The organism is Ureibacillus galli (assembly GCF_014836845.1).
GTDB classification, from domain to species: Bacteria; Bacillota; Bacilli; order Bacillales_A; family Planococcaceae; genus Ureibacillus; species Ureibacillus galli.
This window is the reverse complement of record NZ_JACSQA010000018.1, coordinates 58,493-76,648: the sequence shown is the minus strand read 5'-3', so window position 1 is coordinate 76,648 and position 18,156 is coordinate 58,493. Positions and strand designations below refer to the sequence as shown.

Here is an 18,156-nt window from a genome sequence, read left to right as displayed (position 1 = left end):
GGATTACTACAATACTGCAAGAAAACAATGGACATTAAAGAAGATGACTCCGGTAGCATACCGAAGCCATCTAATCGCCGCTTAAAATAGGTGGCGAACTCCCTTTTAATTAAACTGTCTACTTTATAGGGTTCAGTTCATTTCGTTTCTCTACACCTTTTTAATTCTCTTTTACTCGGACAAACAACAACATTAAAAAAGATAAAATGACGATTGAAATGACCCACATCCATGCCAATGGCATATTACCCGAATCAATCGCGATATAAATAGCAGTAGGGATCGTCTGTGTTTCACCCGGTATGTTACCAGCGAACATTAAAGTAGCACCAAATTCGCCTAATGCCCGTGCAAAGCTTAATATACTTCCAGTGATAAGACTCTTTGAAGCGAGAGGAATAGAAATGTATAAGAAAATTCTCCATTCATTTGCCCCATCGACTCTAGCTGCTTCTTCAATATCAAGGTCGACGCCTTGAAAGCCTGATTTTGCCGACTGATACATCAGTGGAAATGCGACAACGATCGAAGCGATGACGGCAGCCCACCAAGTAAAAATAATCGGTTGATGAAAAAGCCATTCAATAGCCTGTCCGGCGATACTATTTCTTCCAAAGACGACAATAAGGAAAAATCCAACAACTGTAGGAGGGAGAACCATTGGGAGCATGAGAATGGTTTCTAATATAGCTTTTCCCTTAAAAGATTTTCTTGCAAAAATTCGTCCGATGAATGTTCCAAGCAAAATGACGATAATACCTGCTATCGTAGCTATTTTGATGGACAACCAAATGGGGCTCCAAAATTCTTGCATAAAATCTTTATTTAGTAGTAAATCCATAGTTTTCAAACACCTTTAACGCTTCGTCGCTTTGTAAGTACTCATAAAATTCTTTTGCTGCTTCGTAATGTTCAGAATCCTTGATAATACCGACAGGATAAATAATGGGTGAGTGGGTTGCAGGATCTGCGGATGTAACTATTTCGATTTTGTTTGATACGGATGCATCGGTTTTATACACAATACCAGCGTCAACATTACCGGTTTCCACATAGGATAATACTTGCCGAACATCCTTTGCAAAAACTACTTTTGGTTCAATATCTTTCCATATACCCAACTTTTCAAGGGACTCTTTGGCGTATTTTCCTGCAGGCACGGTTTCAGGAGTACCAATTGAAATTTTATCTGCCTTTGTTACAACATCTTCGAATCCTTTAATGGATTGACTTCCTTTTGGAACAACTAGTACGAGTTCGTTGCCGAGAAGATCCATTCCATCTTCTTTTGCAATCATGCCCTCATCAACGAGTAAATCAAATTTATCTTCCGCCGCTGAGAAAAATAGATCCACCGGTGCTCCTTGAGAAATTTGTTGTTGCAAAGAACCAGAAGCTCCAAAATTAAATTGTAATGTAATTGTGGGATGTTCCTCTTCGTATGTATGTTGAATTACATCCATTGCATCTTTCAAACTCGCTGCTGCTGAAATGGTTAATTTCTCGTCTTTACTTTCAGATGTAGTTTGCTGATTGTCTGAAGATGGACCTGACTGCTCGTGATTAGAACAGGCTACGACAAATATAAGTAAAAATAAGAAAATGCTTGTAAATTTAAAGCGATTTTGCATGTTTAGACTCCTATCATCCATTAAGGAAATTTAATATTAAAACAACACTAGATCTATCAATTTTTTCCTACTATTCATCAATAGCAATGCGATTTTTAGTTTCGCAATCAAAAAAATGAACTTTATTCATATCCAACGCTAGTTTATAAACTTGCCCTTGTTTAATTACAAATTGTGTATCGAGGCGTGCCGTAAATGGTTGACCCCCAATTTGGGAGTGGACAATATTTTCTGCACCTAACAATTCAATGACTTCTATTTTTGCATCAATTAAAGAATCGATTATAGATGTTTTAAGAAAATGGTGAAAATCTTCGGGACGGATACCCATTATAATTTCTTTGTTTAAATACCCTTGTTTACGTAAAACCATCATTTTTCTTTCTGGTATTGGAATTGACACATGGCCAATACAGATTTCGCCATCTAAAAGAGCACCTGAAAAAAAGTTCATCGGAGGTAAGCCAATAAAGCCCCCGACAAAAACGTTATTAGGTTTTTCGTAAACTTCTTTAGGAACACCCACTTGTTGAATGACCCCGTTGTTCATCACAACTAGGCGAGTAGCCATTGTCATTGCTTCTGTTTGGTCATGGGTCACGTAAATGGTAGTCGTTTGTAACCGTTGATGTAATTTTATAATTTCTGTTCGCATTTGCGTACGAAGCTTTGTATCTAAGTTTGAAAGCGGCTCATCCATTAAGAATACTTTAGCATCTCGAACAATGGCACGACCTAATGCTACACGTTGACGTTGCCCACCAGAAAGAGCCTTTGGTTTACGATTTAAATATTTTTCAATATCTAAAATATGGGCAGCCTCTTTTATACGACGGTCAATTTCATCCTTTGGGAATTTACGGCTTTTTAATCCAAATGCCATGTTTTGATATACGTTTAGATGGGGATAAAGCGCGTAGTTTTGGAAAACAAAAGCAACATCACGATCTTTTGGAGAAACATCATTCACTGGTTTTCCATCTATTAGAATGTGGCCATATGAGAGATTTTCTAGGCCTGCTATTAAACGTAAAAGAGTTGATTTTCCACAACCTGATGGCCCTACCAAAACAATAAATTCTTTGTCTTTTATATCAAGGTTAAAATCTTTTACCGCTTGTATCTCTCTATTGTAAGTTTTACAAATGTTTTGTAGTTTTAATTCAACCATAACCACCATCCTTTGAAAAATGTATAGTTTGTGAAATAGATTTAAGAATTACATGCACACATTTTAACTGTATACATTGTAGGATAATATCATTTATAACGATTTATACACTATTATAATATAATAGATGGATAAGTGTTTCATTTGTCGCACTTTACCAGTAATTGATAGTCCAAATAGTAATTTACTTGAATTAAAGGAATCCTTCCGTAACCCTTTTTCTTTGAGGACACAAAACTTTTTGAATAACGGATATTCATCTAATCTATCATTTTTCAAGACATTGGTTAGAATATTTTCCATTTTGCACAACCCATTTCGTTTAATATATCCTGCTTTGTAATATTTTTTATATGAATTTTGAGTATTCATTTCATCATATATCTGAAGATATGTATCTTGGGGATATTGAACAAGATTCTTTACTTATTATTAAGACTCAGCAGTTAAATGACAAGGTAGAATGTCAACAGACAAGAAAAATAATGATGATGAAATTAACTATTACCGAGAACTGTTGAATGATTGGATAAAGTTTAAAAACGAACAAGCGCAGGATTTTGTTAATTGGTGTAAAAGTAAAGGGGAAGATTACCATTGGAGAAATGTTTATTATTACGATTAATAAAAAAAGTGATAAAGGTATCTTTCCTTTATCACCTGTAATAGTTAAACACTTAGAGCTTACTTAAGACTTGTTGAAAGTTAATTATATTATCTTCCTGAATTGTATTGATTGCGATTTTATTTCGATTCACTTTATTGCACTTTAAACATTGATGAACGATTTGATATCCCTTTTTTCCGGAATAAAACAGTTCAACTGGCCTCATTAATCCTTTACATTTGCTTTCTCGATCACCTGGATATATATCTAAATGTTTTGAGTATAAGCAATTTGGACAATGGTTTCGATAGCTTCCATTTGTTAGAGGCTTTACTAAAAATCCGCAGTTTTCACATTGGAATGAAGTATTTTCATTTTTGCGACCCATTTGCCATCCTCCAAGATAATTTTTTTATCTTAGAGAAAAGGGTTCCGTTTGTTTTTCTACAACGAAGTGTAGTCTCAGGCTTTTAGAAGGAAGGGACGCATTCACCGTCTTAATCTATAAAACGATTACTTCTAGTTCCAACTTCATAATGGCATATTTCATCCACTAATCCGAACCTAAATTGATTTTGTGTATTTGTATCAATCACTGTGAGACGGACATCTCCACCTCCCACCAGTATGTGTTCACTTCTAATCACTGACAAAGGCATTCGTCCCCTAGATGGCAATGGATGAGTGTAATACCAATTAATTTCCTCCTTAAAAGTGTTTAACTATTTTTAGAATTATAACAAAATTTGAAATAAAAAAGGAGAATAGTATGTAAAATTATTACATATTTTATTTTGAATAAAAAAAGAATGCCCAAAATCGGACATTCATAAAAAATAAATTACATTGTACTAATATCAATAACGAAACGATATTTTACATCTGAAGCTAGTACGCGTTCGTAAGCTTCATCAATTTGATCAGCTGAAATGACTTCAATTTTAGGAACTATGTTATGTTTTGCACAGAAGTCTAGCATTTCCTGAGTTTCACGGATACCACCAATCATTGAACCGGCAAAGGAACGACGATGACCAATTAAATTCATCACGCCTACTGATAACGGTTCAGCAGGGGCACCCACATTTACTAATGTCCCATCAAGTGCTAGTAATCCTAAATAGGCATCTAGATGAATCTTTGCACTTACTGTGTTAATGATTAAGTCAAAAGTTCCGGCAAGTTTCTCGAATGTTTCCGGATCATTTGTTGCATAGTAATGATCTGCACCTAATTCTAGACCATCTTCTTTTTTCTTCAATGTTTGAGAGAGAACTGTTACTTCGGCACCCATTGCATGTGCAATTTGTACAGCCATATGACCAAGACCACCCATACCGACAATCGCTACTTTTTTACCAGGAGCCGCTCCCCAATGTTTTAATGGAGAATAAGTTGTAATTCCCACACAAAGTAATGGAGCTGCAACATCAAACTCGATGTTATCAGGGATTCTCAGAACGAAGTCCTCTGTTACGACAATGTGAGTAGAATAGCCGCCTTGAGTAGGCTCGCCATATTTATCGACACCAGCATATGTTTGGATATTGCCTTTAAGGCAATATTGTTCTTCTCCTTTCAGACAGTTCTCACATTCGCCACAGGAATCCACCATACAACCGACACCAACTCGGTCACCTACTTTGTATTTTGTTACATTAGGACCTACAGCTGTAACAACTCCCGCAATCTCATGTCCAGGAACAAGCGGATAATGTACTGGACCCCACTCACCGTGAGCGGTATGAATGTCAGAGTGGCAAATGCCGGCATATTTAATTTCAATTAGTACATCATGTAAATCAAGATCACGTCTTATAATTTCAGCTGGTCGAAACGGTTTATCTGGACCGTCAATAGCTCTTGCTTTAGCAGTTATCATAAAGCATCCTCCTACAATTCTTATATTTTCAAGAGATACAGAGAGTTTTATCTCTATTACTCTTGCAATATCATGTTAATCCCTATAGTTAACTCTAGGTCAAGGGGTTAAATTTTTTCTTTTTGGAGAATGCTGATATTTACAAAAAACCACTTCATTTATAATAAAATGAAGTGGTTTTTATTTGGTTTATTGCATACGTAAAATCGGTTTAATTACTTCGCCAGATTTTGATGCTTCAAAAGCTTCGTTAATTTGGTCGAAATCAAAGAATTTTACTAATTTATCGAATGGGAACTGACCAGCTTTATAGTATTCGACTAATTGTGGAATAAAGACATTTGGTACAGCGTCGCCTTCAATGACACCCATCATTGTTTTTCCTTCTGCCATTATGTCGTTATGAACATCAATATTCATTTCAGGTGTAACCCCAACAATTGCAGCAGTACCAAGGGGACGTAACGCTTGTAAACATTGACGAACAACTGGTGGCACTCCTGTTGTATCTACGGCGTATTTTGTACCACCTTTCGTTAGTTCTTTAATTTCTTTCACCACATCTACTTTTGTTCCGTTTAATGTGTGGGTTGCTCCAAGTTCTTTGGCAAGCTCTAAACGTGAATCATGTACATCGACAGCAATAATCGTTTTACAACCGACAATTTTAGCAGCCATAATGGCACTTAAACCAACTGCTCCAGCACCATAAATGGCAATTGTTGAACCGAACTCAGGTCGTATTTTATTTAAAACTGTACCTGCTCCTGTTTGTATGCCACAGCCTAAAGGACCAAGTAAAGCTAAATCGACATCTTGATCGACTTTTACCACATTACGCTCATGAGCAACCGCAAAAGTACCGAAGGACGATTGACCGAAAAATGTGGAAAGGGGTTGTCCATCTTTTGATATACGATGTGTATAGTCGTCATGTACGCCTCCAAAGTTTAAATCATTGAACGTTTCACAAACAGACGGGTGACCTGTTAAGCAATTGTCACAATGACCACAATGGGCGAAGGATAATACAACGTGGTCACCCTTTGCTAAACGGGTAACACCTGATCCAACTTCCTCCACTATCCCAGCACCTTCATGTCCAAGAACAGCTGGAAGGGGAGCAATTGCTGCATCTCTTGCAACGGCATCTGTATGACAAACACCTGTTGCGACAATTTTAACTAATACTTCATTTGCTTTTGGTGCAGCTAGTTCTACGTCTTCGAGAACAAAATCTTGACCTTGTCCATTTGTAACAGCAGCTTTAATTTTCATGGGAAAACACTCCTAAAATAATATTTTATTTTATAGATATTTCGAACGTTATTTATCGTAATCCTATGGAAGAATCGATACAATAGTGCAGAGTGAATAACTATATTCATTATGATTCATAAGGGGGGAGAATATGCAGTTATTACAGTTACATTATTTTTTAACTGTCGCAAAGACCGAGCATATGTCTCATGCTGCAGCCGCTTTAAATATTTCACAGTCATCCTTAAGTAAAACGATTGCTAAGTTAGAAGATGATATAGGTGTCCCTTTATTTGATCGAAATGGAAAGAATATTCGACTGAATCGTTATGGAAAATACTTCGCCAAAGAAGTAGAAAAAGCGCTAAGAATTTTAGAGGATGCCCATGAAGCTGTTCAAGAAATGGCTGGAATAGAGGAAGATCAAGTCTCTGTAAGTGTTATGAGTTCTACCATTCTCCCGCCTATTTTTAGAAGTTTTTATGAGCGTAGACCGAATGTCCGAATCTACCAATCCATACTACCTGATGTAGTTGCGAAGGACCGGTTGATTAGTGGGGAAATTGAGCTGTGTGTTTCCAATACCCCGATTACAGGACCAGGGATTGAATGGTTACCAGTTTTAAAAGAGCGGTTAGATTTAATCGTTCCGAAAGATCATTGGTTAGCCCAATATGATGAAATCGATTTACTACAAGCAAAAAATGAACGATTCATCGGTTATAAATCTGGATTAGAATCGGTGAGTATGTTTGAACAATGTTGCTTACAATCCGGCTTTAAGCCGAACATTGTTTTTGAAGGGACAGAACTTTCAATTGTATTACAGCTTGTCGATGAAGGACAAGGTATCACCTTTTATCCCCAATACTCTTTTTTAGGTAATCATCTAAAGAATACAAAAATTATTCGTTTAAAAAATGACCACTGTTTTCAAATGGTTGGATTCGCTTGGTTACAGGATAGAAAGTATTCCTATGTGGCCACACAGTTTCGCCATCATATGATTCAAGCATTTGCAGACATTAATAATAGTAATAGTTTTTTAATCAAATAGTTCAATAGAGGAAAAAAGAGCAAAGTGGAATCCTTTTGGAGGCCATCATTTGCGCTTTTATTATTTGATTAAATATTGAACCGAACAAAACATTTAAAATTAAGCATTGCACAATGCTTGCTGTTTCTCATTTATCTCAATTTCAAAACCAAGGTCTTCTAGCATTTGATAGTCAACATTTACTTCTTGACCAGCTGTTGTTAAGTAATCACCAACAAAAATACTATTGGCAGCGTAAAGGGCAAGAGGTTGTAGTGTTCGTAAATTCACTTCGCGACCACCTGCAACTCGAATTTCTTTTGATGGATTCATAAAACGAAACAAGGCGAGAACTTTTAAGCAATATATTGGATTTAATTCTCTCGTACCTTCAAGCTTTGTCCCATCAATGGCATTAAGGAAATTAATTGGAATCGAATCAGCATTCAGCTCTCTTAATGCTCGTGCAATTTGAACAACATCTTCTTTCGTTTCTTTCATGCCGATGATGGCTCCAGAACACGGGGAAATACCATGTTTTTTTACGATATCAATCGTATTGATGCGATCTTCATAAGTGTGAGTAGTTGTTATAAAATCATGATGACGCTCTGATGTATTCACATTATGATTATAGCGGTCAACACCAGCTTGTTTTAACTGCTCAGCCTGTTCTTCTTTTAGCAATCCAAGGCAAGCGCAAACTTTTAGGCCATATTTTTCTTTAATTTCTTTCACTGCCTCACTCACTACCTTCACATCTTTACGTGTCGGTCCGCGTCCACTTGCGACGATACAATAAGTACCGATTTTATTTTCAAAAGCACGTTTCGCCCCTTCTAATATTTCCTCCTTCGTAATAAATGGATATTTTTCAATTGGAGCTGTTGATTTAGATGATTGGGAACAATAACCGCAATCTTCAGGACAATACCCACTTTTTGCATTCATAATCATATTTAACTTCACTTTTTTACCATAGTAATGCTTTCGGATTTGAAATGCACCGTTGAGAAGCGGAAGTAATTCATCATCATCGCTATTTAGTATCGCCAGTGCTTCATTGTCACTTAATAGTTTCCCATCTATTACTTCTTTCGCAAGCTGAGTCCACATTTATTTGCCCTCCATTTTTCTTGGTAGTTTAATAGGTAGTATTTTTAAAACTTTTTGTAGTCGGAATGCTAATAATCCAGCAAAGATTGCTAGAATAATATCCTTTGGAAGTGGTACTAGCATCCATCCCCAAATCAGTTGATAGGAAAGTTCAGGTGGTGCATCTGCCCAAATTTTATAGGACATGTACATCCAATTCGTCCCTACTAAATAGATGATAATCATTGAGATTAATGCAGCTACAATGTAGGACGTTAATGTTTGGAATGTTTCTACAAGTTTTCCTGCCGTATAAGCTGAAAGAATAAAAACTAAAATAAATCCAAATGTGGGTGACAAAATACTGTCAAAACCACCACTAAATTTGGCAAATACAGGAGCTCCTGCTAAGCCAATTAACATGTAAACTGTACATGCAATCGCACCATTTCTACTTCCTAATACAAGTCCTGCTAGCACAGCAAAAAAAGTTTGTAATGTAATGGGTACTCCTCCAACAACAAAGAATGGGGCAAAGGATGTAATATTTGCTCCAATCATCATTAACGTTGCGAACATTCCACAATACACTAAATCTAATGCATTTGTTTTTAAAACTGTCTTTTGAACTGTACTCATATTCATAACCTCTCTTTGTGTTAACTTAAATTATAAATAAGTTAACACAAATTTAAAGGATTTCATAATTTTTGTCAATTACCAATTATTTTCAAAGTAGATTCTTTTCTAAGTGGTTTGTTTAATATTGAAATAGGTGATTCCTCCCATTGAAGGTGATGAAGCTGAAGAGGGATAAAAGTGAAAGTTAAAAAGTAGGAAGATTTATTAATCATTAAAAAACCCCGTTCGAGTTTGAACGGGGTTTTGCTTGGAATAAGGATTGATTAATTTTACAAATTAAAGTTCTAATTAGTGAAAAGAGGTGATTTAAAAGTATTTCACAATAATTTTCTGTAAGAAATTTTTAAATAATTGTCCAATCAAGAAAATACAAGGCACACATTTTTAATGTTTCCTAACTACTTAAAACATATGCTTACTGCACATATCCAAGTTGGGCAGAGATGACTTGAGAAGTGTTTAATATTTTTTCAGCTAATTCTTCTTTAATTCGCTCCATTGTAATTCGGGTGCTGGGACCAGAAATACTGAAGGAGGCAATAATATTACCGGAATAATTATATATTGGCGCAGCGATACATCGAATCCCTTCTTCGTTTTCAATGTTATCGAGGGCGTATCCAGTTTTTCGAATATGATGAATTTCTTGAAGTAGATCAGTTGGTGTTAAAATGGTGTTATTAGTGCGTTTTGTAAATTGAATTCTTGTCATGATGTCCTTTAAATAATTGTCATCTTTTCCTGAAAGCATCATTTTCCCAACACCAGTACAATACATCGGAGCGCGGCTACCGATGCGAGAAAACATACGTATTGTCTGGTTACTCTCAATTTTATCGATATAAACGACCTCTTCATTTTCCTCAATACATAAATGCACAGTTTCGTTAATTTCTTTCACTAACTTTTCTAAGTAAGGTCTTGCAACTGTGATCAAACTAGAATTACTTAAAATATTCCGTGTTAAATATAAAACACGATAGCTAATGAAATATCGGTCTGTTTCCATATCTTTTCGTACATATTGTAACTCGATTAATGTTGAGAGTAATCGATGGACCGTGCTTTTCGATAATCCAGTTTCAGCAGCTAATTTTGTAATTTGCATACCGTTTGGATGCTCAGATAAATGTTCTAATATGCTGAAAGCGCGTTCAATAGATTGTACGGTTGCCATTTTATTTCTCCACCATTTCTAATATTTTCAATATTTTTCGTAACCTTTAACAATCATATTCGAAATTCAGTAGATTTGTAAATCATATAGCAAAATATTAACAGTTGTTAGTATAATTTGCTGAAAAATCAATTTTTTCTTGTAATTATTATTTATTGTGCATATAATGTTTATGAAACGGAACAGCGTTCTACAATGTGGAACATCTTATGTATTTGTTAGCGCTTTCTTTAAAAAGGGGGAGAAATTCATGAAAATTGTTTATGCACATCACCCTGAAGATGTGAAACATTACACTACAGAAAAATTAAGAGAAGAATTTTTAATGGAAAAGGTTTTTGTAGAAAACGAGGCGACTTTGCATTATAGCCATGTAGATCGAATTATTTACGGAGGCATTTTTCCGGTTAACGAAAAAATTACACTAGATGCGGGAAAAGAATTAGCTGCTAAATACTTTCTAGAGCGACGTGAAATGGGTGTCATTAATATCGGTGGTCCAGGACGGATTGTTTGTGACGATGAAACTTTTGAAATTGGTCATAAAGAAGCACTATACATTGGAAGAGGCACGGAAGAATTATATTTTGAATCGATTGATTCTAGTAATCCAGCAAAATTTTATATGAATTGTTGTCCAGCCCATGCCAAATATCCAACGGTAAAAATTGACCAAGAAAAGGCCATCAAGCGTCCTATGGGAGCAGATAGCAACATGAATAAACGTGTTATTAATCAATACATACATCCTGATGTATTAGAAACATGTCAATTAAGTATGGGAATGACGGTGTTAGCAGAAGGCAGTGGTTGGAATACAATGCCTTGTCATACTCATGAACGTCGTATGGAAGTGTATTTCTATTTTGATATGGAAGAAGATACAAGGGTATTTCATTTAATGGGGCAACCTAACGAGACTCGTCACATTGTTATAGCAAACGAACAGGCAGTTTTATCACCTAGCTGGTCAATTCACTCCGGCATTGGTACAAATAATTATACGTTCATCTGGGGAATGTGCGGAGAAAATTTAGACTTTGATGATATGGATCACGTTGCAATGAAAGATTTGAAATAACGCAAAATGGGTGATGACAAATGAAAGTTATTATATCTGATTGTGACCACGCGGATATTCAAATAGAACAAGAGATTTTTAGAAAAAATCATATTGATTTTGAGCTGCAACAAAATGAGACAGAGGATGATTTAATTCAACATTGTCAAGAGGCCTCTGTCATCATTAATCAATATGCACCATTTACCGAAAAGGTATTATCTCAATTACCGAAATTAAAGTTAATCGTTCGTTATGGTGTAGGGGTTAATAATATTGATTTAACAGCGGCTACGAAATATGGGGTTCAAATTTGTAATGTTCCTGACTATGGTACCCATGAAGTAGCGGACCATGCATTGGCATTAATGCTAGCGCTTACAAGGAAAATAACGAAAATGAATCGTTTAGTAAAAGAAGGTATATGGGATTATCAAGAAAGTATTCCAATTTTCCGCCATAGTGAGCAAGTTGTTGGTGTAATTGGTGTGGGACGTATCGGTTCTGAGTTTGCCAAAAAAGTGCATGCATTAGGGTGTAAGGTAATTGCTTATGATGTTTCAGCACAACATAAAAAATATGAATCTAGTTTATCGTTCATAGAATTTGTTGAGTTTGAGCAGCTCATTCAGAAGGCTGATATTATTTCCATTCATTGCCCATCGGATAATGCAATGAATCTTATTAATGAAAGCGTTTTAAAAAGAATGAAGCGAACAAGCTATTTAATCAATGTATCTCGAGGCGGCATTGTCGATGAAGACGCTTTATATGAAGCGTTAGCTTCAAATACTATTGCTGGAGTAGCATTGGATGTCTCGGTAAAAGAGCCGATTACGACCGAGTCTCCATTGCTTACCCTTGATAACTTTATTTGTACGCCGCATATGGCGTGGTATTCAGAGCAAGCAGCTCAAGAGTTAAAGAGAAAAGTGGCGGAAGAAGCAGTGAGGTATGTGAAGAACGAAAGACTTCATTATCCAGTTAATCAAATTTAATGAAAAATCAATTGGAGGGGATCAAGGTGAAAAAATCATTCAAACAATTAATGTTTTTAGGGGTTATCGCACTTGTATTAACTATATTAGCAGCTTGTAGCGGCGATGGAGCAAAAGAAACGGACGCGGAAGGAACGAGTTCTAACGGTAAAACTCAAGTGTTGAAAGTGGCATTTAACCAACCAGAAAACCATCCACAATATAAGGCGATGGAAGAGTTCGGTGAAAAATTGAAAGAACGTACGAACGGTGCTTATGAAATTGAAATTTCCCCTAATGAATTATTAGGTGCACAACGCGAAACGATTGAATTAGTGCAAACAGGTACAATTGCGATGTCTATCGTTGCAGGTAGTTTACTAGAAAACTTCAATGAAGATTTTGCAGTATTCAATTTACCATACGTTTTTGAATCAGCTGAACATCAAATGTCTGTTTTAAATGATCAAGAAATTGTAGGAGATTTATATTCTTCGCTAAAAGATCAAGGATTATTTGTTGCCGGTGCATTCCACTCAGGTGTACGTAATGTATATAACAGCGAAAAACCAATCAACACACCGGAAGATTTAAAAGGTTTAAAAATTCGTATTATCGAATCAGATACAAACATTCAAATGATGGAACAAATGGGTGGTACTGGTACACCAATGGGTCAAGGTGAAGTATATACAGCGATTCAATCAGGTGTTATTGACGGTGGGGAAAATAATGAATTAATTTATTCTAACCTTAAACATGCTGAAATCGCACCTTATTATTCTTATACAAAGCACTTAATGTTCCCAGACTACTTACTTATTAACTCTCAATTATTTGATGGCATGAGTGAAGAGCATCAACAAATCTTTAAAGAAGAGTTACTGGCAGCCATTGATCGTGAAGTGGAAATGTGGGATGAAGATGTGAAAAAGGCGATTGAAGATGCAGAAGCAGCAGGAGCGAAATTTAACGAAGTCGATATCGAGCCATTCCGCAAAGCGACTGAATCGATTGTTCAAGAGAAATTAACATCTGATACTGCTAAAGATTTATATGAAAAAGTTCGAGAGGCAGCGAAATAAGCGGTGGTGATTTCATATGGAAGCGATTAAAAAAGTGCTCGATAAGGTGTTATCAACTATATGCGTCGTATTGTTCGGCGCATTAGTTATTCTTGTTACGTGGCAAGTGTTTACCCGTTTAGTATTAAACAATCCAAGTGCTATTTCAGAAGAGTTAGCAAAATATTGTTTTGTATGGTTAGTCCTATTTGGTGCTGCCTTTGTTTTTGGAGAAAATGGCCATATGCGTATTGAATTTATTCAAGATGCATTGCCAGTAAAACTGAAAATGGTTACTCAGATTTTTATAGAACTAAGTATTATTATCTTCTCTGCTCTTGTTTTATTATCTGGTGGTTTAACATTAACTAAATTAGCATGGACGCAAATGTCTGCAGCGCTGCAAATACCAGTCGGTTATTTATATGCGGCAATGCCATTAAGTGGATTATTTATAATTTTCTACTGCGTTTACAACATTTATATTATTTCAAAAACGAAAAAGCCATTGGAAATAGTGGATTAACAAGGAAGGAGCAGTATAAGCGATGGTTTCTGCAGGATTAGCAGGTTTAATTTTATTTGCAGCAGTAGCATTTTTCCTTATTATTGGTGCACCAATCAGTATTAGTGTAGGAATTGCCTCCATGCTTGCGATGTTTTCCATATTAGATCCCGAAAACGCTCTTCAAACTTCAGCACAGCGTATGTTTACTGGAATGAATTCCTTTACGCTATTAGCCATTCCGTTCTTTATTTTGGCGGGAGTGATTATGAATAATGGCGGTATTGCAATGCGACTAGTAAATTGTGCAAAAGTTTTAGCAGGACGTATGCCAGGTTCATTAGCACAAACAAATGTATTAGCAAATATGATGTTTGGTTCCATTTCAGGTTCTGGAGTGGCTGCGGCAGCTGCCGTTGGTTCAACGATGGCTCCTATGCAAGAAAAGGAAGGGTACGATCGTTCATTTAGTGCGGCAGTTAATATTGCCTCTGCACCAACAGGTATGTTAATTCCACCGAGTAATACGTTAATTGTATTCTCTTTAGTAAGTGGAGGAACATCCATTGCAGCATTATTTATGGCGGGTTATATTCCAGGAATTTTATGGGGTATCGCCTGTATGATTGCAGCTTTTATTATTGCAAAACGAAGAGGCTATAAATCAAATGAAAAAGTTCCATTTAAAGTAGCATTAAAAGTGTTCATTGATGCCATTCCTAGTTTGTTACTTATCATCATTGTAATTGGAGGAATTATTCTAGGGGCATTTACAGCGACAGAAGGTTCGGCTATAGCCGTCGTATATGCTTTGTTGCTTTCGTTCATCTATAGAACAATCAAAATAAAAGATTTACCTAGAATTTTAATAGAATCAACTCGCACAACGGCCATTGTTATTTTCTTAATAGGTGTTTCGACGATTATGTCATGGGTGATGTCCTTTACAGGAATTCCAAGACTAATAGCTGATACGCTACTTGGATTTACAGATAATATGATCATTATTTTGATCATTATGAATATCGTTCTGTTAATTGTTGGTACCTTTATGGACCCGACACCGGCGATTTTAATTTTTACGCCTATTTTCTTACCAATCGCATTGCAGTTTGGTATGGACCCGGTACATTTCGGAATTATGGTTGTATTTAATTTAAGTATTGGTACGATTACGCCGCCAGTAGGACCGGCTTTATTTGTCGGAGCCCGTGTAGCGAAATTGAAAATCGAACAAGTCATTCGCCCGTTAATACCATTTTTTGCTGTCACGGTTGTCGTATTATTATTAGTAACTTACATACCTGATCTATCCTTATGGTTACCGAAGTTACTAGGCCTCATTAAATAGCGATGAATAAGGGCGACCAAAAGTATGAGAAGAAATTACTTTTGGTCGCTTTTCTTTAAAGGTAAGGAGAATCTCGGAAAGAAGGTTGAAAAACGTGAAGGCCATTTTTTATACAGCAGCGAACAAAGTGGAATGCAATGAAGTAAATAAGCCGCATGTGCCGACTGGATATGTTTTATTAAAAAATGCATACGCAGGTATTTGTGGTACCGATTTAAATATATTTGCAGGTACACACCCAAGGGCACAAGCTCCTCTCATTTTAGGCCATGAATTTTCGGCGACTATTGCAAGTGAACATCCGAAATATCCCATTGGCACAAAGGTGACGGTTAATCCTTTAATGAGTTGTGGTACTTGTATTCCATGTCGTATCGGGCAATCCCATGTTTGTAATGATTTGAAATTAGTAGGAATTGATGTAGATGGTGGAATGGCTGATTATGTAGCGGTTGAAGCAAATAAAGTAATTCCATTACCGGAAAATGTTTCGTTAAAACTTGGTGCTCTAACTGAACCGATTGCAGTAGCTGTCCATGCCGTTCGTACGGCGAAGTTTTTAGTTGGAGATCGGGCAGTTGTATATGGAGCTGGAACGATTGGTTTATGTGTCGCTTTAACATTACGAGCATTTGGTGCTTCAGAAGTTATCGTCGTTGAAGCGAATGAACTTCGTCTACAAAAAGCCCAACAATTAGGATTTAGAACTTTTAATTCAATGAAAGATGATGTTGTAAAAGAGCTAGCGAACATGACAAATCAAGAAGGAATCGATTATGTATTTGATTGTGCAGGTCATCCAGCTGTTTTAGCTCAAGTTACAGAAGTCGTGAAAGTTCAAGGAACGATTGTCATTGTTGCCGCTTATAAAAAGCCAACGGAAATGAATTTAATTCAAGGCATGTTTAAGGAATTATCGATTCAATTCGTTCGAGTTTATACAAATCGGGATATGGAGTTGGCTTTAGATTTATTATCAAGATTTGAAGAATTTTCAAAGATCATTACCCATGTTTTAAGTCCAGAACAAGCGATGGAAGGCTTTGAATTATTAACTACACCAACAGATGCGATTAAAGTGTTGTACGCATTTCAGGAGGAGACCGATGCATCAATTATTTAATTTAACTGGTAAAAATGCAGTTGTTACAGGTGGTAGTCGCGGGTTAGGAAAGGAAATTGCCCTAGGTTTAGCTGAAGCTGGAGCAAATGTCGCGATTATTTCGAGAAAGGAAAGTCCAGAAGTCGTTAAAGAGCTAGAGCAATTCGGCGTAAAAGCAGTATCTATTGCCTTTGATATCGGGAACATCTCAATGCATAAAGAATTACTAAACATAATAGAAGAAAACCTTGGGAAAGTTGACATTTTAGTCAACAATGCTGGTGTCCAAAAACGACATCCAGCAGTGGAATTTCCTCAGGAAGATTGGAATTATGTCATGAACGTAAATGCCAACGCTGTCTTTAGCTTATGTCAAACCTTCGGCAAACCAATGCTGGAGCGGGGCTATGGGAAAATCGTTAATGTTGCTTCCCTACTTTCCTTCCAAGGTGGTTTTACAGTACCAGCCTATGCGGCTAGCAAAGGGGCAGTTATGCAATTTACCAAATCGTTAGCTAATGAATGGGCTTCAAAGGGAGTCAATGTCAATTGTGTGGCCCCTGGCTATATGGCGACAGAAATGAATGAAGCGCTTATCCATGATGAAGTAAGAAGTCGTCAAATACTCGAACGGATTCCTGCTGGACGTTGGGGAACTGGGAAGGATATGCAAGGTGCGGTCATTTTCTTAGCTTCATCGGCATCAGACTATGTCCATGGTTTTACGATTGCAATTGATGGCGGATGGTTAGGTAGATAGCGTGAATGATTCTTTAATCAAACTTTAAATCTAGTAGATGGAAAAGGAGAGAGATAGATGAGTTTTCAATTAGACTATTTTTCGTTAAAAGGAAAAACGGCATTAGTGACAGGAGCGCGTACAGGGATTGGTCAAGCAATTTCCGTTGGATTAGCAGCAGCTGGCGCCCATTTAATACTCGTTGGACACCAAGATAACATGCAGGAAACACAAAATAAAATTACTGAATTACAAGGCACTTATGAAACGTTCTTAATCGATTTAAGTGATGTTGAAAATTTAAAAGCGAATCTTCAACCAATTTTAGATAAATATTCGATTGATATTTTAGTCAATAATGCAGGGGTCATTTACCGTGAACCGGCTGCAGACCATAACGTAAATGAATGGAATCGCGTGATGGATGTCAATATTAATTCGGTCTTTACCCTTTGTCAAACAATTGGAAATCAAATGATTGAAAAGAAATCAGGAAAAATTATTAATATCGCTTCACTGTTATCGTTCCAAGGTGGCATTAATGTGCCAAGTTATACAGCAAGTAAACATGCGATAGCAGGGTTAACGAAAGCTTTAGCAAATGAATGGGCATCCCACGGTGTACAAGTGAATGCCATTGCACCGGGATATATTTCAACGAATAATACAGAGGCACTTCGCAATGATGAAGTTCGAAATCAATCCATTTTAGAACGGATACCTGCAGGACGATGGGGTCAAGCCGATGATTTAGCGGGAGCAGCAGTATTTTTAGCATCCCGTGCATCCGATTACGTGTCAGGTCATGTTTTAGTCGTAGATGGAGGATGGATGGGCCGTTAAATCTAGTTTTAGTG

The 18,156-nt window shown here is 36.6% G+C and carries 20 protein-coding genes and 1 other annotated feature; of the genes, 11 read left to right on the top strand and 9 right to left on the bottom strand.

Features of this window, described 5'->3' with window-relative positions; translation table 11 throughout:
• Window positions 1-85, top strand: an 85-nt coding sequence (locus H9636_RS12270) for an IS3 family transposase (protein ID WP_191707873.1), incomplete at its 5' end; no start/stop codon positions are given.
• 75 nt (window positions 86-160) lie between these two features.
• Here H9636_RS12270 and modB read toward each other — a convergent pair.
• The 3 genes from modB to H9636_RS12255 all read right to left on the bottom strand — a co-directional run bounded on the left by modB (window position 161) and on the right by H9636_RS12255 (window position 2,802).
• Window positions 161-841: a molybdate ABC transporter permease subunit gene (gene modB, locus H9636_RS12265; RefSeq protein WP_191707869.1), complete on the bottom strand. Its 681-nt coding sequence runs from the start codon at window positions 839-841 to the stop codon at window positions 161-163.
• A complete protein-coding gene (gene modA, locus H9636_RS12260; RefSeq protein WP_191707868.1) occupies window positions 822-1,631 on the bottom strand; it encodes a molybdate ABC transporter substrate-binding protein in 810 nt (269 codons plus the stop codon). Before modA ends, modB begins: the two co-directional genes overlap by 20 nt.
• A gap of 70 nt (window positions 1,632-1,701) precedes the next feature.
• Window positions 1,702-2,802: an ABC transporter ATP-binding protein gene (locus H9636_RS12255; RefSeq protein WP_191707867.1), complete on the bottom strand. Its 1,101-nt coding sequence runs from the start codon at window positions 2,800-2,802 to the stop codon at window positions 1,702-1,704.
• 463 nt (window positions 2,803-3,265) lie between these two features.
• Between H9636_RS12255 and H9636_RS12250 the strand changes: the two genes are divergently transcribed.
• Window positions 3,266-3,427, top strand: a complete 162-nt coding sequence (locus H9636_RS12250) for a hypothetical protein (protein WP_191707866.1) — start codon at window positions 3,266-3,268, stop codon at window positions 3,425-3,427.
• A 52-nt stretch (window positions 3,428-3,479) separates the two neighbouring features.
• Here H9636_RS12250 and H9636_RS12245 read toward each other — a convergent pair whose 3' ends face one another.
• From H9636_RS12245 to H9636_RS12235, 3 genes are all read right to left on the bottom strand, one after another.
• A complete protein-coding gene (locus H9636_RS12245) occupies window positions 3,480-3,797 on the bottom strand; it encodes an RNHCP domain-containing protein (RefSeq protein WP_191707865.1) in 318 nt (105 codons plus the stop codon).
• An 81-nt stretch (window positions 3,798-3,878) separates the two neighbouring features.
• Window positions 3,879-4,052 (bottom strand) — a sequence feature (16S ribosomal RNA rRNA prediction is too short).
• A 198-nt stretch (window positions 4,053-4,250) separates the two neighbouring features.
• Window positions 4,251-5,291: an NAD(P)-dependent alcohol dehydrogenase gene (locus H9636_RS12240; RefSeq protein ID WP_191707864.1), complete on the bottom strand. Its 1,041-nt coding sequence runs from the start codon at window positions 5,289-5,291 to the stop codon at window positions 4,251-4,253.
• Between the two features lie 189 nt (window positions 5,292-5,480).
• Complete coding sequence (locus tag H9636_RS12235; RefSeq protein ID WP_191707863.1) at window positions 5,481-6,569, bottom strand: NAD(P)-dependent alcohol dehydrogenase; 1,089 nt, start codon at window positions 6,567-6,569, stop codon at window positions 5,481-5,483.
• A 133-nt stretch (window positions 6,570-6,702) separates the two neighbouring features.
• Here H9636_RS12235 and H9636_RS12230 point away from each other — a divergent pair, with 133 nt between their 5' ends.
• A complete protein-coding gene (locus H9636_RS12230; protein WP_191707862.1) occupies window positions 6,703-7,608 on the top strand; it encodes a LysR family transcriptional regulator in 906 nt (301 codons plus the stop codon).
• A gap of 99 nt (window positions 7,609-7,707) precedes the next feature.
• Here the strand turns inward: H9636_RS12230 and bioB are convergent, their stop codons facing one another.
• The 3 genes from bioB to H9636_RS12215 all read right to left on the bottom strand — a co-directional run bounded on the left by bioB (window position 7,708) and on the right by H9636_RS12215 (window position 10,501).
• Entirely contained in the window at window positions 7,708-8,703 is a 996-nt protein-coding gene (gene bioB / locus H9636_RS12225) for a biotin synthase BioB (protein ID WP_191707861.1), read from the bottom strand.
• Window positions 8,704-9,321 (bottom strand): biotin transporter BioY, encoded by a 618-nt coding sequence (locus H9636_RS12220; protein ID WP_191707860.1) that lies wholly within the window; start codon window positions 9,319-9,321, stop codon window positions 8,704-8,706. It abuts the gene before it with no gap.
• A 418-nt stretch (window positions 9,322-9,739) separates the two neighbouring features.
• A complete protein-coding gene (locus H9636_RS12215) occupies window positions 9,740-10,501 on the bottom strand; it encodes an IclR family transcriptional regulator (RefSeq protein WP_191707859.1) in 762 nt (253 codons plus the stop codon).
• Window positions 10,502-10,751: 250 nt separating this feature from the next.
• Between H9636_RS12215 and kduI the strand changes: the two genes are divergently transcribed.
• The 8 genes from kduI (at window position 10,752) to kduD (ending at window position 18,142) form a co-directional block, all read left to right on the top strand.
• Window positions 10,752-11,582 (top strand): 5-dehydro-4-deoxy-D-glucuronate isomerase, encoded by an 831-nt coding sequence (gene kduI / locus H9636_RS12210; protein ID WP_191707858.1) that lies wholly within the window; start codon window positions 10,752-10,754, stop codon window positions 11,580-11,582.
• A 20-nt stretch (window positions 11,583-11,602) separates the two neighbouring features.
• The gene (locus tag H9636_RS12205) at window positions 11,603-12,559 is read left to right on the top strand and encodes a C-terminal binding protein (protein WP_191707857.1); all 957 of its coding nucleotides are present in this window, start codon (window positions 11,603-11,605) and stop codon (window positions 12,557-12,559) included.
• A 26-nt stretch (window positions 12,560-12,585) separates the two neighbouring features.
• Window positions 12,586-13,623: a TRAP transporter substrate-binding protein gene (locus tag H9636_RS12200; RefSeq protein ID WP_318241019.1), complete on the top strand. Its 1,038-nt coding sequence runs from the start codon at window positions 12,586-12,588 to the stop codon at window positions 13,621-13,623.
• Between the two features lie 16 nt (window positions 13,624-13,639).
• Window positions 13,640-14,128, top strand: coding sequence for a TRAP transporter small permease (locus tag H9636_RS12195; RefSeq protein ID WP_191707856.1), 489 nt, complete (start codon window positions 13,640-13,642; stop codon window positions 14,126-14,128).
• 22 nt (window positions 14,129-14,150) lie between these two features.
• Window positions 14,151-15,458 (top strand): TRAP transporter large permease, encoded by a 1,308-nt coding sequence (locus tag H9636_RS12190; protein WP_191707855.1) that lies wholly within the window; start codon window positions 14,151-14,153, stop codon window positions 15,456-15,458.
• A gap of 94 nt (window positions 15,459-15,552) precedes the next feature.
• Window positions 15,553-16,581 carry a zinc-dependent alcohol dehydrogenase gene (locus tag H9636_RS12185; protein WP_191707854.1) on the top strand — a complete coding sequence of 343 codons (1,029 nt, stop codon included), beginning with the start codon at window positions 15,553-15,555 and terminating at the stop codon, window positions 16,579-16,581.
• Window positions 16,565-17,320, top strand: a complete 756-nt coding sequence (locus H9636_RS12180) for an SDR family NAD(P)-dependent oxidoreductase (RefSeq protein WP_191707853.1) — start codon at window positions 16,565-16,567, stop codon at window positions 17,318-17,320. Before H9636_RS12185 ends, H9636_RS12180 begins: the two co-directional genes overlap by 17 nt.
• A 57-nt stretch (window positions 17,321-17,377) precedes the next feature.
• A complete protein-coding gene (gene kduD, locus H9636_RS12175; protein ID WP_191707852.1) occupies window positions 17,378-18,142 on the top strand; it encodes a 2-dehydro-3-deoxy-D-gluconate 5-dehydrogenase KduD in 765 nt (254 codons plus the stop codon).
• Window positions 18,143-18,156 lie beyond the last annotated feature (14 nt).

What these genes read in the sequence shown, in the direction of transcription:
- modB (WP_191707869.1), bottom strand. Translation starts at nt 841, where the DNA reads ATGGATTTACTACTAAATAAAGATTTTATGCAAGAATTTTGGAGCCCC.
- modA (WP_191707868.1), bottom strand. Translation starts at nt 1,631, where the DNA reads ATGCAAAATCGCTTTAAATTTACAAGCATTTTCTTATTTTTACTTATA.
- H9636_RS12255 (WP_191707867.1), bottom strand. Translation starts at nt 2,802, where the DNA reads ATGGTTGAATTAAAACTACAAAACATTTGTAAAACTTACAATAGAGAG.
- H9636_RS12250 (WP_191707866.1), top strand. Translation starts at nt 3,266, where the DNA reads ATGTCAACAGACAAGAAAAATAATGATGATGAAATTAACTATTACCGA.
- H9636_RS12245 (WP_191707865.1), bottom strand. Translation starts at nt 3,797, where the DNA reads ATGGGTCGCAAAAATGAAAATACTTCATTCCAATGTGAAAACTGCGGA.
- H9636_RS12240 (WP_191707864.1), bottom strand. Translation starts at nt 5,291, where the DNA reads ATGATAACTGCTAAAGCAAGAGCTATTGACGGTCCAGATAAACCGTTT.
- H9636_RS12235 (WP_191707863.1), bottom strand. Translation starts at nt 6,569, where the DNA reads ATGAAAATTAAAGCTGCTGTTACAAATGGACAAGGTCAAGATTTTGTT.
- H9636_RS12230 (WP_191707862.1), top strand. Translation starts at nt 6,703, where the DNA reads ATGCAGTTATTACAGTTACATTATTTTTTAACTGTCGCAAAGACCGAG.
- bioB (WP_191707861.1), bottom strand. Translation starts at nt 8,703, where the DNA reads ATGTGGACTCAGCTTGCGAAAGAAGTAATAGATGGGAAACTATTAAGT.
- H9636_RS12220 (WP_191707860.1), bottom strand. Translation starts at nt 9,321, where the DNA reads ATGAGTACAGTTCAAAAGACAGTTTTAAAAACAAATGCATTAGATTTA.
- H9636_RS12215 (WP_191707859.1), bottom strand. Translation starts at nt 10,501, where the DNA reads ATGGCAACCGTACAATCTATTGAACGCGCTTTCAGCATATTAGAACAT.
- kduI (WP_191707858.1), top strand. Translation starts at nt 10,752, where the DNA reads ATGAAAATTGTTTATGCACATCACCCTGAAGATGTGAAACATTACACT.
- H9636_RS12205 (WP_191707857.1), top strand. Translation starts at nt 11,603, where the DNA reads ATGAAAGTTATTATATCTGATTGTGACCACGCGGATATTCAAATAGAA.
- H9636_RS12195 (WP_191707856.1), top strand. Translation starts at nt 13,640, where the DNA reads ATGGAAGCGATTAAAAAAGTGCTCGATAAGGTGTTATCAACTATATGC.
- H9636_RS12190 (WP_191707855.1), top strand. Translation starts at nt 14,151, where the DNA reads ATGGTTTCTGCAGGATTAGCAGGTTTAATTTTATTTGCAGCAGTAGCA.
- H9636_RS12180 (WP_191707853.1), top strand. Translation starts at nt 16,565, where the DNA reads ATGCATCAATTATTTAATTTAACTGGTAAAAATGCAGTTGTTACAGGT.
- kduD (WP_191707852.1), top strand. Translation starts at nt 17,378, where the DNA reads ATGAGTTTTCAATTAGACTATTTTTCGTTAAAAGGAAAAACGGCATTA.